The sequence below is a fragment of the Pararhizobium sp. DWP1-1-3 genome (genome assembly GCF_049896125.1).
GTDB lineage: Bacteria > Pseudomonadota > Alphaproteobacteria > Rhizobiales > Rhizobiaceae > Pararhizobium.
Map to the genome: position 1 here is coordinate 76,726 of NZ_JAFCTR010000010.1, position 15,560 is coordinate 92,285.

General features: G+C 62.0%; 13 protein-coding genes. 8 read left to right on the forward strand and 5 right to left on the reverse strand.

Translation table 11 applies throughout. The annotated features are described in order from the left end of the window. Positions 1–26 precede the first annotated feature (26 nt). Genes ACP7BS_RS19715 through ACP7BS_RS19735 form a run of 5 tightly spaced genes read right to left on the reverse strand, consistent with a single transcriptional unit; the run spans position 27 to position 6,263 of the window. Entirely contained in the window at positions 27–1,169 is a 1,143-nt protein-coding gene (locus tag ACP7BS_RS19715; RefSeq protein WP_426239469.1) for a CobW family GTP-binding protein, read from the reverse strand. Then, on the reverse strand, positions 1,166–3,472 hold the full coding sequence (locus ACP7BS_RS19720) for a xanthine dehydrogenase family protein molybdopterin-binding subunit (protein WP_426239470.1): 2,307 nt from the start codon (positions 3,470–3,472) through the stop codon (positions 1,166–1,168). Before ACP7BS_RS19720 ends, ACP7BS_RS19715 begins: the two co-directional genes overlap by 4 nt. Beyond that, on the reverse strand, positions 3,469–3,951 hold the full coding sequence (locus tag ACP7BS_RS19725; protein ID WP_426239471.1) for a (2Fe-2S)-binding protein: 483 nt from the start codon (positions 3,949–3,951) through the stop codon (positions 3,469–3,471). Before ACP7BS_RS19725 ends, ACP7BS_RS19720 begins: the two co-directional genes overlap by 4 nt. Further along, positions 3,948–4,811 carry an FAD binding domain-containing protein gene (locus ACP7BS_RS19730; RefSeq protein WP_426239472.1) on the reverse strand — a complete coding sequence of 288 codons (864 nt, stop codon included), beginning with the start codon at positions 4,809–4,811 and terminating at the stop codon, positions 3,948–3,950. Before ACP7BS_RS19730 ends, ACP7BS_RS19725 begins: the two co-directional genes overlap by 4 nt. 60 nt (positions 4,812–4,871) lie before the next feature. Next, positions 4,872–6,263, reverse strand: a complete 1,392-nt coding sequence (locus tag ACP7BS_RS19735; RefSeq protein WP_426239473.1) for a nucleobase:cation symporter-2 family protein — start codon at positions 6,261–6,263, stop codon at positions 4,872–4,874. A gap of 161 nt (positions 6,264–6,424) precedes the next feature. Here ACP7BS_RS19735 and ACP7BS_RS19740 point away from each other — a divergent pair, with 161 nt between their 5' ends. From ACP7BS_RS19740 to ACP7BS_RS19775, 8 genes are all read left to right on the forward strand, one after another. Further along, positions 6,425–7,321, forward strand: coding sequence for a LysR family transcriptional regulator (locus ACP7BS_RS19740; protein WP_426239474.1), 897 nt, complete (start codon positions 6,425–6,427; stop codon positions 7,319–7,321). Positions 7,322–7,474: 153 nt separating this feature from the next. Continuing rightward, positions 7,475–8,275 (forward strand): aldolase, encoded by an 801-nt coding sequence (locus tag ACP7BS_RS19745; RefSeq protein ID WP_426239475.1) that lies wholly within the window; start codon positions 7,475–7,477, stop codon positions 8,273–8,275. Between the two features lie 167 nt (positions 8,276–8,442). Then, positions 8,443–9,738, forward strand: a complete 1,296-nt coding sequence (locus tag ACP7BS_RS19750) for an amidohydrolase family protein (RefSeq protein WP_426239476.1) — start codon at positions 8,443–8,445, stop codon at positions 9,736–9,738. A 52-nt stretch (positions 9,739–9,790) separates the two neighbouring features. Beyond that, the gene (locus ACP7BS_RS19755; RefSeq protein ID WP_426239477.1) at positions 9,791–10,783 is read left to right on the forward strand and encodes a BMP family protein; all 993 of its coding nucleotides are present in this window, start codon (positions 9,791–9,793) and stop codon (positions 10,781–10,783) included. A gap of 105 nt (positions 10,784–10,888) precedes the next feature. Continuing rightward, positions 10,889–11,950 (forward strand): ABC transporter permease, encoded by a 1,062-nt coding sequence (locus tag ACP7BS_RS19760; RefSeq protein WP_426239478.1) that lies wholly within the window; start codon positions 10,889–10,891, stop codon positions 11,948–11,950. A gap of 81 nt (positions 11,951–12,031) precedes the next feature. Beyond that, positions 12,032–12,964 (forward strand): ABC transporter permease, encoded by a 933-nt coding sequence (locus ACP7BS_RS19765; RefSeq protein ID WP_426239479.1) that lies wholly within the window; start codon positions 12,032–12,034, stop codon positions 12,962–12,964. Positions 12,965–12,969: 5 nt separating this feature from the next. Next, positions 12,970–14,514: an ABC transporter ATP-binding protein gene (locus tag ACP7BS_RS19770; protein WP_426239481.1), complete on the forward strand. Its 1,545-nt coding sequence runs from the start codon at positions 12,970–12,972 to the stop codon at positions 14,512–14,514. Positions 14,515–14,585: 71 nt separating this feature from the next. After that, positions 14,586–15,500, forward strand: a complete 915-nt coding sequence (locus ACP7BS_RS19775; protein ID WP_426239482.1) for a LysR family transcriptional regulator — start codon at positions 14,586–14,588, stop codon at positions 15,498–15,500. Positions 15,501–15,560: the final 60 nt, after the last annotated feature.

Here is a 15,560-nt window from a genome sequence, read left to right on the forward strand (position 1 = left end):
GGCGGTGCGCCGCAGGAGAAGCGCCGCTAGGCCGCCAGGCATGCCCGCAAGTTTCGGTCTATGCCGTCACGGTCGAGATTGCGGCCGATGAAGACGAATTTCGACTTCCGTGCGTCCTCACCCCAGTTGTGGTCCGGGCGGAAATCGACCAGCTTGTGCACCGCCTGGAGCACGAAGAAGCGGTCGTCATTTGCGACCGAAACGATGCCCTTGGTGCGAAAGATGTCGTCGCCCCGCTCGCCGAGATAGTCTTTCAGGAAGGTGGCGAGCTTCTCACCGTCGAAGGAGTGCGGATAGACGAAGGAATGGGATTTTACCGTCGCGTCATGGCTGTGCGGGCGCAGGGCGGCTGTATGCGCGTGGCCTTTACCGTCAACGTGGCCGTGGTCAGGATGGTGCACATGGTCATGGTCCTGGTGGTCGCAGGCCCCGTCGTGGCAGTCGTGGTGGTGGCCGTGCGCGTCGTGGTCGTCGTCCATGTCGATATCGAGGATTTCCGCGCGCTCCCGCACGTAGGACGGCCGGAAGCCGTTAACACCGAGGATGTTGGAAAGGTCGACGACGCCGTAGCTGGAGCGCAGGATCGGCGCCGTCTGGTTGAGCTTGCGCAGCGATCTCTCCAGCGAGCCGAGCGCCTCGTCGTCGGCAAGGTCGATCTTGTTGACGATGATGCGGTCGGCCGCAACGATCTGGTTGACCGCCTGGTTGTCGCTGCCATCCAGCACCGGGTCGTATAGGTGCTGGTCGATGTGTTTTGCATCCACGAGCGTCACGACGGCATCCAACTCCACCTCATCGGCGACACTGCGATCGACGAAGAAGGCGGTGGCGACGGGGGTCGGGTCCGCAAGGCCGGAAGTCTCGACGATGATGTGGTCGAACTTGTCCTTGTGGCTCAAGAGCTTCTTCATCACGTCGATAAGGTCGTTGCGCACGTCGACGAAGCAGCAGATGCAACCGTTCTGCATCTGGAAGATTTCCTCGTCCGAGGCGAGCACCAGGTCGCTGTCGACGTCCACCTCGCCGAACTCGTTCTCGATCACCGCGATGCGGTGGCCGTGGCGTTCGGTGAGGATGTAGTTGAGCAGCGTCGTCTTTCCCGAGCCTAAGAACCCGGTCAGGATCGTGATCGGGAGTTTCTGGGTCGCAGGTTCGATATGCATGTTCATGCCTTCTTCTCCCTCAAGGCTTTCAGGATGTCTTCCGGTGTGATTGGATAGTGGTGGAACCGAACACCGATAGCGTCGTGGATGGCGTTAGCGATGGCCGGGCCGATGGCGATGATCGGGTCTTCGCCGACCCCCTTCGCGCCCCAGGGGCCGCCCGGATCAGGTGCTGCTTCGAGGATGATCGTCTCGATGTCCGGCATGTCCATCGAAAGCGGCATCTTGTAGTCGACGAGGCCCGCATTCAGCGAACGGCCGGTCTTCTTGTCGATGATGTAGTCCTCAGTCAGTGTGTGGCCGATGCCCTGCTGGATGCCGCCTTCGATCTGACCTTGCGCCGCGATCGGATGGATGACCCGGCCAACATCGTGCACCGGTATGACACGCTTGACCTCGACGATGCCGGTTTCCGTATCGATATGCACCTCGGCGAAATGCGCGGCGAAGGAATAGGATTTCGTCGGCTCGTAGGTGCCGTTCGCCACGATGTTGGCGGCGGGGATACCGCGAGAGGGACCCATCGCTTCTGCCACGGTCATGAAGCGGGCGGGGTCGGATTTCAGGAAGACCTTGCCCTCGCTGAGATCGATCTCGGCTGGCGAGACCAGCAGCTTCATCGCCGCCCGCTCCAGAACGGCGTCGCGGACCTTGCCGGCGGCCATCTTCGCAGCGGTTCCGACGAGATAGGTCGTGTGGCTGGCAAAGGCGCCGATATCCCACGGCACCACATCCGTATCGCCATGGATGGTACCGACATCCTCGAAGCGCACGCCGAGTTCTTCCGCGACGATCTGCGCCAGCGCGGTATGCGCGCCCGTGCCGAGGCCGGCGGCCCCGGTGAGCAGCGTCACCGTGCCGTCCTCGTTGACCTTCACCGTGGCGTTGCCCTGTTCCCTGATGCCGGGATAGGCCGACGAGCCGTGCATTTCGCAACCAATGCCCCAGCCGATGCGAATGTGCGGCTGTTTGGGATCCGGCGTGCGGTCGCGGCTGCGCAGCGTCTTCCAGTCGAGCACGTCAATGCCGTGCTGGAGGCAGATTTCCAGCCCATGACCGAGGATCGGGTGGCCCGACGGCGCGATGTCGCCTTCCCGCACGACGTTCTTCAGCTTAAGCTCCGCTGGGTCCATGCCCAGCCGTTCGGCGGCCTCGTCCATCTGGATATCGAGCGCATAATAACTCTGCACCACGCCATAGCCACGGAAAGCGCCGTTGATCGGCGTGTTGGTGTAGATGCAGCGCCCTTCCAGCCGCACATTCTTGCAGCGGTATAGTGACGTGGCGGCAGTGGTGCCGACGATCGTCACGCCCGGGCCGTGCGAGCCGTAGGCACCCGAGTCGTAGACCAGCTTCATGTCACGGGCGACGAGCGTGCCGTCGTTCTTGAAACCCTGTTTCAGCCAGATCTTGCAGGGGTGGCGCGCGCGGCCGGCAACGAAGGTCTCGTGCCGGGTGAATTCCATCTTCACCGGACGGCGCGTCTCTTTCGCGAGTAGGGCGCACAGGAATTCGTGCTGGAAGCAGTCCTGCTTGGCACCAAAACCGCCGCCCATGTGGTCGACGAGCACGCGCACCTTGGTGAGCGGCAGGCCGAGCACTTCAGCGAGGATGCCACGTACCATGAAGGAGGACTGCGTGGAGGTCCAAAAGGTCAGCTTGTTGGAGCCGTCCCAGTCCGCGATGCAGACATTTGGCTCCATATAGGCCGGATGCGGCCGTCCGCCGGAAAACGTGCCTTCGATTACGAAGTCCGCCTCGGCAAAACCGGCCTCGACGTTACCGCGATTGATGCGTACCGGATCGAGCACCAGGTTGCCGCCCGGCCCTACTTCGTGGATCAGCGGGGCGCCCGGCCGGGCCGCGTCTTCCGGCTCGAAAACGGCCGGCAAGGGCTCGTATTCGACTTCGATCAGGTCGAGCGCCTCGTCGGCAATCTCCTCGCTGATGGCAGCAACGACGGCAACGCCCTCGCCCCAGAATCGCACCTTGTCGTCAAGGATATACTGATCCTTGGTGCAGGAGGCCGAGCGCGGATGCGGCGAGCCGTAATGCAGGACGCGCGGCACGTTTTCATGCGTCAGCACGGCCTTGACGCCGGGACAGGCGAGCGCCTTGCTGACATCGATGCTCTTGATGCGCGCGTGGGCGACGGTCGCGCGCTTAGTCTTGCCGTACAGCATGCCGGGCAGCTTGACGTCGCCGGTATACTCGGCCTCGCCCGTCACCTTTTCCAGCACGTCGTCACGGCGAACGCTCTTGCCGACGATCTTGAAATCGCGTTTCTCGATAGGGATCGTAATATTCATGATGTTGCAGCCTCCATCTCGCGCGCGGCGGATTTGATAGCGTCGAAAATCTTGGTGTAGCCGGTGCAGCGGCAGATATTACCGCTTAGGCCGAAACGGATGTCTTCGTCGGTGGGACGCGGATTGTCGGCGAGCAGCTTCTTGGCCATCATCAGGATGCCCGGCGTGCAGAAGCCGCATTGCGAGGCGCCGTGCCGCATGAAGGCATCCTGCAACGGATGCAGCGTATCGACGCTAGGCTGGAGCCCTTCGACGGTCTCAACGGAGCGGCCTTCGGCTTCGACAGCGAGCATCAGGCAAGCATTGATCGGCTCGCCATCGACCAGCACGGTGCAGGCCCCGCAGTCACCGACGTCGCAGCCCTTCTTGGTGCCGGTGAGACCGACATCGTCGCGCAGTGCGTCGAGCAGCGAACAGCAGGTATCCACCGCCATGTCTCGCGCCTCGCCATTGATGGTGAGTTCGACGATCCGTTTCATGCGAAAGCCTCCAGTGCCTGTTTGATGGCGCGGCCGGTCAGCACGCCCACCATGTCACGGCGATAATCGGCGCTGGCGCGCACGTTGCTGATCGGCGTGCACTCCTCCATTGCCTTGTTCGCGGCGTTCTTGACCGTTGCCGCATCGAGGGAAGTGCCGCGCAGCATCGCCTCTGCCTCGGGGGCACGCAGCACGGTCGCGCCCACCGCGCCAAGCGCGATGCGGATATCGTTGCAGAGGCCGTCCTCCATGGTGAGGCTGACGGCAACCCCGACGGTGGACAGTTCCATTGCCTTGCGGCGACCATGTTTCAGATAGGCCTTGCCGCTATTATCCTGCGCCGGCGGCACGGTGATGCCGGTGACGATCTCGCCCTTGGCGAGCACGCTCTTGCCCGGGCCTGTGAAAAATTCGGCAAGCGGAACCACCCGCATGTTCGTGCGGCTGTAGATGTGCACGAAGGCGCCGTCGGCGATCAGCGGGGGGGTCGAATCGGCCGAGGGCGATGCACGACAGATATTGCCGACGACGGTGGCGCGGTTGCGCACCTGGATGGAACCGAGCGAGGCGAAGGCCGCGCGCAGGTTTGGATAGCGCTGGCAAACCAGCGGCAGGCGCTCGAGTCGGCCGACGGTTACCAGCGCGCCAAACGTGAGGCCGCGCGTTTCGTCATAGGTAATATCGGAAAGGCCGGGGATGGGTTTGATGTCGATGACATTGCGCACACGGCGCAGCCGCTCCCTAATCTCGACCAGCAGGTCCGTTCCGCCGGCAAACAGAAAGCTGTCGTCGCCGAGTTCGGTAAGAAGACGGGAGGCATGCTCCAGCGTTTCCGCCCGATGGTATTCAAAGCGTCTCATGAGATTTCCTTTGCTTCGGGGTTCCCACGGCTCCGCGCCGCCGGACTATTTTGGTGTTCTTCAGACCAGGTCGGCCGCCGGAGCTCCATTCTTGAGCTCGGTCTCATCAGGCTCTTTCGCGGGGATTCCGTTAAAGAGGATGTTGAGGAGCGCTGCGGCAAAGGTGCCGACGAGCACGCCGCTGTGCAAGAACTTCTCCATTGCCTGCGGCAGTTGATCGAAGATCTTGTCCGCGACGACCGGCACCATGGCGAGGCCGACACTGACGGCGACGATATAGAGATTGCGCCGGTTGTTGGTGAAATCCACCTTGGCGAGGATCTTGACGCCGGTGGCCGAGACCATGCCGAACATCACGATCGCCGCACCGCCCACCACGTAGCTCGGGATGGACGCACTGATGAAGGCGACCTTCGGCAGCAAGCCGAGCAAGATCAGGATGGCGCCGCCCGTCGCCACCACCCAGCGGCTCATGACGCCGGTGATCTGTAGAAGACCGACATTCTGGGCATAGGTCGTGTAGGTGAACGTGTTCAGAATGCCGCCAATGATATTGCCGACGCCGTCCGTTCGCAGGCCCCGTGCGAGATCCGCCTGGGAAATCTTGCGGCCTGCCATGTCGCCGACGGCAAGAATCTGCCCGGTCGATTCGACCATCATCACAGTCATGACGGCACAGAGCGAGAAGATCGACCAGAACTCAAAGATCGGCCATCCAAAGGCAAGCGGTTGTATGATCTGCACCCAATCGGCATCGCCCACGCCGTTGAAGCTGACCTTGCCCGCCGCAATCGCGATTGCAAAACCGACGCCGATACCGAGCAGCACGGCAAGATTGGAGAGAAAGCCCTTGAGAAACCGTGTCAAAAGCAGGATCGCGACGAGCACGATCGAAGCCACGGCGAGCGCGAAGGGCGCGCCGTAAGCCGGGTTGGGGATCATACCCTCCGGCCCCCTGATCATTGGCTGGCCGCCGGCCGCCCAGTTCACGCCGACGCGCATCAGCGACAGCCCGATGATCAGCATGACGGTGCCGGTGACGATGGGCGGAAAGAACCGCACCCATCGGCCGAAAAAGGGTGCGGCGAACAGCGTGAAGATGCCGGACCCTATGACGGCGCCGATGATGCCGGGCATTCCGAGTTCCGGGTTGGTGCCCGTCGCGATGATCGACGGAACTGCGGTGAAGGCAATTCCCATCATGATCGGCAGGCGAATTCCGACATTGCCGATGCCGACCGCCTGGATGATGGTCACGAGACCACAACAGAACAGGTCCGCGCTGACGAGCATGGCAATCTGTTCTTTCGGCAGATGCAAGGCACTGCCGATGATGAGCGGCACGGCAACCGCGCCGGCATACATGACGAGAACGTGCTGCAGGCCCAGAGCCAGAAGGCTCGGAACGGGATAAATCTTTTCGACGGAATCCGTCGTATCAGGATTGGACATCCGCTTTCCTCCCAGCGAATAGCGTTCCGGCGCGGTGGGGGGCTTCTTGGCCTCATGTTTGTCACCGCACGCCGTACGAGGAGGATCATGCGGCTGGCCAAATCAGTAAACAATCAGCATAATTATATTTATTCATCTAATAACTGAATGAATAGGGCGACATGGACATCACGCTGAAGCAACTTCGGGCCTTCGTCACCGTGGCCAATCTGGGGCAATTCACATTGGCTGCCGACAAACTCGGCTCATCGCAATCGGCGGTGAGCACGCTCGTGCGGCAACTCGAAACCAATCTTAACCTCCGCCTCTTTGACCGGCATACGCGCTTGCTGCGCCTCACCGAGGCGGGTACAGATATCCTGCCGGTTGCAGCGCGCGCCGTGGCCGATATCGAGGGCATGGTTGAAAGCTCGCTAGAGCTGACGGCACTGCGCCGCGGCAAGGTCTCGATTGCGGCGGGCACGGTGCAGGCCGCCCTGCTGCTGCCGCAACTGGTCCATGCATTCAGCAAGCTCTATCCGGAAATTACCGTCGCGCTTCATGACGTTGCCGAGAAGGTCGTGCTGGAGCACGTCGTCAATGGGTCCGTGGACCTTGGCCTGGGAACTGTGCCGGAGGAGGACAACGATCTTGTTGGCACCCGTTTGATGACTGACGAATTTCTGGTGGTGCTGCACCCTGAAGACCCTTTGGTCAAACTTCCAAAGCTCCGCTGGAACGACCTCTCCGACCGCAAGCTGATCGGGCCGCAACGCGGCAACCCTATCCGCGAGCGGCTTGAAAGCGAGCTGGCACGCAACGGCATTGTCCTGCCGCTCGACAAGACGATGCAGGAGGTGGCGCTGCCGCTGACCATTATCGGCATGGTCGAAGGTGGTCTCGGTGTTGCCATCATGACTTCGGCGGTCACTCGGCTGGCGACATCGATGGGACTGGTAGTGCGCACGCCGACCGAACCGCATATCCAGCGCGAGGTCAGCCTGATCCAGAAGCGGGCGCGATCGCTCTCGCCCGCCGCACGGCGCTTCCGCGACTTCCTCCTCAAATCCGTGCATTGACCGCGCAAAAAATTCGGCGCTATCTGATGACGCTGCTGGACTGCGCGGTGCGCGGGCAGGCAGGGCGCAGCGAGCTTTATGGCTCTTGCTGCGCGCGGCACCGGCACTGCCAGGTCAGCCGCCGCTCCCAGCCAAACCAGACAAGGAGCACCCATGGCTCATGCCCTGAAAGCCCGCGCCGAAAATCCCTTCGAAGCCGCCCGGACCAACCGCCCCGACCTCTCCGGCGATGCCATTCGCACCGCGAAGGAAGACCTCGCCGCCTGCTTCCGCATGGCGGCGCGCAATGGTTTCGAGGAAGGCATCTGCAACCACTTTTCGGCAGTCGTGCCGGGATACGACGATCTGTTTATCGTTAACCCCTACGGTTATGCCTTCCGCGAGCTGACAGCCTCAAAACTCCTCGTTTGCGATTTTAACGGCAGCGTCATCGACGGCGCGGGCGAGCCGGAAGCAACCGCCGTCTACATCCACGCTGAAATCCACCGGCGCCTGCCGCGCGCTAAGGTGGCCTTCCATACCCACATGCCCTATGCGACCGCGCTCTCCATGACGGATGGCCCGCCGCTGATCTGGGCCGGACAGACAGCACTGAAATTCTATGGCCGCACCGCCGTGGACGAAAACTACAACGGCTTGGCGCTTGATCACCGCGAAGGAGCGCGCATCGCGCGGACTGTCGGCGATGCGGATATCCTGTTCATGAAGCACCACGGCGTGCTGGTGCTTGCACCATCGATCGCCGAGGCCTGGGACGATCTCTATTATCTCGAGCGGGCGGCGGAAGTGCAGGTGCTTGCCATGTCCACCGGCCGCACGGTTTCCCCCGTCGATCCGGCCATCGCGGAGGCTGCCTACCGCCAGATGCGTGAGGGCGACGCGGGTTCAGCCCGCGCCCATCTCGCCGCAGTTCGCCGGCAACTCGACGCGCAAGAACCGCAATACCGGCACTGAACGGCTGTAACCTTTCACCCGCCGGCCCCTCCGGCGGCATGGAAAGACGGCGCTTGCTTGATTCGCGATTATTACGAATAATTCATTAAAGCATTGAAATAATGAATTTGTTTTAATTAAAGGCGCGTGTTTACTTTGCGCTGACTACAAGAAGAAGGTGGGGACGAATGGTAAGGGACAATCCAACTGCGTCACTCGTAAACCTGACCGCCGGTCGGTCCTTTGCACTCACGGGCGGAACCGTCATCCATGACGACGGGACGCAATCGATCGGTGATATCGTCATCGGGGCCGACGGGCGCATCATCGCCGTTGAACCGCTCATCGACCGTGCCTCCAGCGGCGACTGCGTCGATATCAGCGGTATGCTGGTTTCTCCGGGCTTCGTCGATGCACACCAGCACCTGGACAAGACCGGGGTTCTGCGTTTCACACCCAATCCGTCCGGAACCCTTCAGGGCGCGCGCGAGGCCTTTGCCAAATATGCCCGCACCGCAGGACCGGACGATATATACAAGCGCGCCACGCGTACCATCGAGCGATGTCTTTCCCGCGGCACGACCGCCATTCGCAGCCATATCAACGTCGACAAGGACGCTGCCTTTTACGGCATCGAGACGCTGGCAGGTATACGGGGCAGCTCGCAGGATCGTATGACCCTTCAGCTCGTCGCGTTTATGACGCCGCATCCGGGGCAGGACTTTGACTGGCTGGACCGCAATATCGATGGCGCGGTGGCGCTTGCCGATGCCGTAGGCGGAACGCCCGCCGTTTCCGAAGACCCGCCGCGCTATCTCGACATCCTGTTCTCCGCCGCAGTCAAGGCCGGCAAGCCGGTAGACCTCCATCTCGACGAACACCTCAATGCCGGTGTCCAGCTTCTGGATGCCGCCCTCGACAGGGTCGAGCGTTTCGGCATGCAGGGGCGCACCGTCTTCAGCCATGTTTCCGTGCTAAGCGCCCTGCCCCGCCAGGATTTCCAGCGCATCGTCGAGCGCATCCTTGCGCTTGACGTCGGCGTCGTCACACTTCCGGCCGCAAACCTTTACCTGCAGGGCCGCGACTACGAGATGCTGCCGCCGCGCGGCCTGACGCGCGTCGCCGAACTGCACCGGGCCGGCGTCACAATCGCGACGGCCTCGGACAATATCCAGGACCCGTTCGTGCCGACTGGCTCCGGCGACATGCTCGAGATTGCCCGCTGGACGCTGCTTGCCGGGCACTTGCGCGGCGACGAGCTTGCCGCCGCCCACCGCATGATCACTACGGCGCCAGCCCGCTTGATGGGGCTCGGCAAGGACTATGGACTTCGCGCCGGTGCGCGCGCCGACTTCGTCGTCACCAACTGCATCGACACAAACACGCTGGTTGCCGGCGGGCCGGATCGTGCCTTTGTCTTTTCGAAGGGACGCCTTGTCTCGCAAAGCGCCACGGGAAATATCCACCTGAAGGAGAACGCATAAGGGAACAGCGGCTCCGGGGGGATTGAGACTGCAATCTAATGGGAGGAATGAAATGAAGAAGACCGCAATTTCACGGCGTTTGCTGCTTGCGTCCACTCTTGGACTGACGTTGGCCGGCATGATCTGGCCAAGTTCCGCGCTGGCCGAAGACTTCAAGATGGGCCTTCTGGTGCCGGGCAGTGTTTCGGAAGAGGGATGGAACCGGATCGCTTACAATGCGCTGAAAGGGGTGGAAGGCCAGCTCGGCGCCAAGATCAGCTATGTCGAGCTTCAGCAGAACCCTGCCTCGTTCGAAAAGGCGTTCCGCGATTATGCCAGCCAGGGCTACAAAGTCATCCTCGGCCACGGCTTCGAATTCCAGGATGCCGCGCTCGAAGTCGCGCTCGATTATCCGGACACCTACTTCCTCATCTCGTCAAGCAGCATCCACGAAGGCAATGTGATTGGGCTCAATACCGATACCAGCCAGCCCTTCTATCTGATGGGTGTCATCGCCGCGAAAATGGGTAAGAAGGCAGGCCTCGTCGGCGGCATGGAAATCCCGCCTATCCAACAGGCATTCTCCGGCTTCAAGAACGGAGCCAGGAGCATCAATCCCGACTTCCAGATCAGCGAAGCCTACATCGGCAATTTCACCGATACGACAGCCACCAAGGAAGCGGCGCTCAGCATGATCGCTCAAGGGGCGGATTTCGTCGTTCCGAATGCCTCGGGCGCGACCGTCGGCGGCTATCAGGCGATCGCCGAATCCGGTCCGGACGTGCGCAGCTTCTCGATCTTCAGCGACTTCACACCGGTTGCCCCGAACAACATTCTCGGCCTCTACGTCGCCGATTATGCGCAGGGCGTGATGGAAATCGTGCGCTCGATCCGCGACGGCAACCCGCCGACGACGAACGTCGTCTTCGGCCTGAAGGATCCGAAGGTCATTTCCTTCACCTTCCGCGATGACGGGCCGGTGTCAGTGCCGGAAGACATCCGCGCGGAGGTCACCGCGATCAGCGCCAAGATCGCAGCCGGCGAGATCAAAACCGACTCGCCGTGACAGGCTTTCGCTGCGACCGGCCCCGTCCGGTCGCAGCGAAGCATCGCCGCCACACCAACTTCCGGACCTATCATGGAACATGTAAACCAGGAAGCGCGGGAGCACATGTCTCCTCAAGCAACCCACGTCATCTACAGGATGCTATCACAAGCCGCAATCAGCGCCGTGACCCCGATCGCGGCGGTCCTGATGGCCCTCGCGTTCGGAGCAGCCCTGTTGTGGCTGAACGGCTTCAACGGCGCCGATGTGGTCACCGTCATGATCTTCGGCTCCTTCCAGGACGCGCGCTCGGTCGCCGAAATTCTCCTGAAGGCGACGCCCCTCATTCTTATTGGTGCGGGGCTTTGCGTCGCCTTTAGGTGCAGCATCTGGAACATCGGCGCCGAGGGACAGCTTTACGTCGGCGCAATCGCTGCCACCTTCGTCGGCACCAGCATCGACGGGCTTTCCGTCTGGGTGCACGCGCCGCTGGTGATGCTTGCGGGTGCGCTGGCGGGTGCTGCCTGGGCCGGCATTGCCGGCTATCTCAAGGTGCGCTTCCAAGCAAGCGAGATCGTCACGACGATCATGCTCAACTACATCGCCATCATTCTGACGAGCTACCTCGTCACCGGACCGATGAAGGACGCGAGTGCTGCCTATCCGCAATCGGCACGGCTGGTGCGCGAGGCCTGGACGCCGCGGATCGTCTCGGACATGCGGCTGCATATCGGCATCCTCGTCGCCGTGGTTCTAGCGGTGGCACTCTACATCTTCCTGCAACGAAGCAGCCGGGGTTTTGCGCTCCGCGTCGTCGGCCTCAACCCGCATGCGGCGCGCTATGCCGGCATGGACGTGCGCCGCAACGTGATGATCGCCATCTGTATCAGCGGTGCGCTGGCGGGGTTGGCCGGCGCCTTCGAAGTGGCGGGCGTCACGCACCGGCTCTACCAGAACATCTCGCCGGGCTACGGTTTCGAAGGCATCGCCGTCGCACTCCTTGCCAACAACAATCCTCTGGCGGCGATCATCTCGGGCGGGCTCTTCGCGACGCTCCGGTCGGGTTCGGAAGTCCTCCAGATCACCTCGCAGGTGCCGCAGGTCCTCGTGCTCGTCATCCAGGGCATGGTCATCCTGTCGGTCGTCGCCTTCGCCAAGTTCCGCGACGTCATCAGGATCGTGGCTTGAAAGAATGGAAACTTCCGCAATGCAGACAGAGGCTTTGCGGGACAACAAAAACTTATGCGAGATTCCTGAAAGGCCTGTTCAATGGACGACATGATGTTTCTCACATTCTTGGCGACGCTGTTTGGCGCTGCTTGGAGGCTTGCCACGCCGCTGATCTTCGCCTCGATCGGCGAGGTCTTTTCCGAACGCGCCGGCGTGCTCAACATCGGGCTGGAAGGAACGATGCTCGTCGGCGCGTTCTGCGGTTTCGCGATAGCCTTTGCAACCGGCAGCATCCTGCTCGGGCTTCTCGCAGGCATCGGCGGCGGCATGTTGTTCGGGCTGGTCTTCGCCTTCTTCACGATCACCATCAAGGCGGACCAGATCGTGGTGGGCGCGGCACTCAACCTGCTCGGCATGGGCCTGACGGCTTTCCTGTTCCGCACCTACTATGTCTCTACCGGCAGGGGCATCGAGATCGCACAGCCCATCCACATCCCCTGGCTCAGCGACCTCCCCTTCCTCGGCGAAGCCTTCTTCCGCCAGAACCTTGTCGTCTACTCGACGGTCCTCGTCGCGATCCTCGCGACGCTCATCCTCTACCGCACTTCCTTCGGCCTTACTCTGCGCGCTGTCGGCGAGCATCCCAAGGCCGTCGACGTAGCCGGCCGAAACGTCGCCGGCTACCGCTACGCCGCTGTAATGGTCGGAACCGGGCTTGCGGGGCTCGGCGGCGCGTTCCTGACGCTCGGCCATTCCAACCAGTTCGTCGAGGGCATCACCTCCGGGCGCGGCTTCATTGCGCTTGCCGTGGTTGTCTTTGCCCGCTGGTCGCCGGTCGGGGCCTTCTTCGTCTCGCTGCTCTTCGGTCTCTTCTATGCCCTGCAGCTCATGCTCCAGGCCCAGGCGTCCATCGTCGTGCCCTACCAGGTCCTGCAGGCGCTTCCCTACATCATGACGATCGTCACGCTCGTCGTGGTCCGTGGCAAGGGCGCAGCGCCGAGCAAGCTCGGCCAACCCTACGACATGAGGTGATGAAAATGTCCCCCAAACCCTTCCTGCGCATAGACAATATCCGCAAGCGCTTCGGCTCGATCATCGCCAGCGACGGCGTGTCGCTGGAAATCGAGGAGGGCGAGATCCACGCGCTGCTCGGCGAGAACGGCGCCGGCAAGAGCGTGCTGATGAGCATGATCTGCGGAATGGTGCGGCCCGATGAGGGCGAGATCGTGTATAAAGGCCAGTCCGTGCGCTTCAACAGCCCGCGCGAGGCGATCCGCCAGCGCATCGGCATGGTGCACCAGCACTTCATGCTCGTGCCCAACCTCACCGTCGCGGAGAACTATATCCTCGGCCAGGGATCGGCCCTCAAGGTCATCAACGACATGGACAAGGTCCATGCGAAGATCCGCGAACTCAGCGACCGCTATGCGCTGGACGTAAGTCCGGGCTCGCTTGTAAAGGAGCTGTCAGTCGGCGAGCAACAGCGCGTCGAAATCCTTAAGGTCCTATTTCACGGCATCGACCTCCTGATCCTCGACGAACCGACAGCCGTGCTTACGCCCCAGGAAACGGACCGGCTGCTCGCGCTGATGGGCGATCTCGTCAAGGACGGAAAGACGGTCGTCTTCATCTCGCACAAGCTCGACGAGGTGATGCGCGTCAGCAACCGTATCAGCGTCATGCGTGACGGGCGCGTTGTGCACACCGTCAACGTCGCCGAGACGGATGCGCGGGCGCTTGCGCGTATGATGGTCGGGCGAGACGTCGGCATGGAGCTTCCCCGCCGCCCCGCCGCCCCCGGCAAACTCGTGCTGTCAGTGGAGAACCTCACCTGCCGCAGCGAGACTGGGCTTACCGCCGTGCGCGGCGTCAGTCTCGATGTGTACGCCGGCGAGATCGTCGGAATCGCCGGCGTTTCCGGCAACGGTCAGACAGAACTGTCGCTGGCGCTCTCCGGCCTGTTGCCGGTCGATGCCGGCAGCGTCATGTTGAACGGCAAAGACATCACCGGGCTGGAGCCCTCCCGCATCAATGCCAGCGGTTTTTCCCACATTCCGGAAGACCGCCACAAGCACGGCATCGTCATGTCGCTTTCACTCAGCGAAAACACCATTCTCCAGCGCTACAACCAACCGCCCTTTGCCGCCCGCGGCATGCTCATCCGGGGTGCGATCGGCGAACACACCCGCGACCTCATCAAGCGTTTCCGCGTCAAATCCCGCGACGAGAACCAGCGGATTGGCGACCTTTCCGGCGGCAACCAGCAGAAGCTGGTGGTCGCCCGCGAACTGGCGCGCAACCCCGATTTCATCCTCGTGAACCAACTCGCGCGCGGCATCGACATTGGCGCTATGGAATTCGTCATGGAGGAGATGCTGAAGCAGCGCGACAGCGGCCGCGCCATCCTGCTGATCTCGACGGAATTGGAAGAGCTCTTCGCGCTTTGCGACCGGATTCTCGTAATGTTCCACGGAGAGATCCTCGGCGAATTGCCGCCCGACCGCAGCCGCCTCGACGAACTGGGGCTGCTTATGGCGGGAAAGATAGTGGACCATTTCGAACAACCCGCTCTTGCGGGCTAGACAGGAGCGCCTGCGGCAGCATTTGTTGGTGGGCACGCAGGCGACGTGTTCGACGGAGGGATGGCGCATCCATGAATATTACCCTGCGGCAACTGCGGGCCTTCATCGCAGTGGCCGAGCTCGGTCAATTCAACCTTGCAGCCAACGGCCTGCATCTGACGCAGTCGGCGGTCAGCATCCTGATCCGGGATCTGGAAGCAGAGATCGGTGCGCGTCTTTTCGACCGCCATACGAGAATGGTGTGCCTGACGCACGTCGGGCAGGAATTTCTGCCGCAGGCCCGCAAGATTTTGAAGGATCTCGAACTGGCAGTCGGCGACATCAGAGACAACGCCTCACTCAAGCGGGGCCAGGTGACCATCGCCGCTGCGATCGTCCTTGCCGCTACGATTGTGCCGCCCATTATCGCGCGGTTCCTGCGCATGTATCCCGAAATATCCGTGAACATCCGCGACATGCCCGAAGAGGCGATCACCCCGGCACTCAAGCGAAACGAGGTCGATATCGCCGTGGGCACCCTGTCGGAGGACGATCCGGAAATCGCCGCGACCCCGCTGCTGCGAGACAAGCTGATGCTCATCTGCCGGGAAGATCACCGGTTTGCCAAGCGACGGTCAGTAAGCTGGGCAGAGCTGAAGGACGAGAACCTAATCGTTCTTGCCGCCACGAACCCCCTGCGCAACCTTGTCGAGCACAATCTCATCCGCGTCGTACCGAATTTCCGGCCGAAATACGAAGTTCGGTTCTCGACCACCGCCATCAGCATGATTTCCGCCGGTATGGGCGTCGCTGTCCTACCGGAAAACTCAAGCCAGCTGGCATCGGCGGTACAGGTAAAGACCATCGACCTCGTCGATCCCCTCGTTATGCGCGACGTTTCGCTACTGCAGCGGCGCCATCACAGCCTCTCGCCCGCAGCAGAACGACTGAAGGTGGCGTTTGTGGCATGGGCTGCCGACAGCGCCGCGTTTTCTTTTCGCGATTGAGAGCTTGTATCGCAGGTTGGCTTAAAGCGGACCGAGTTGCCGTGATGGCAGTCGGGCCAA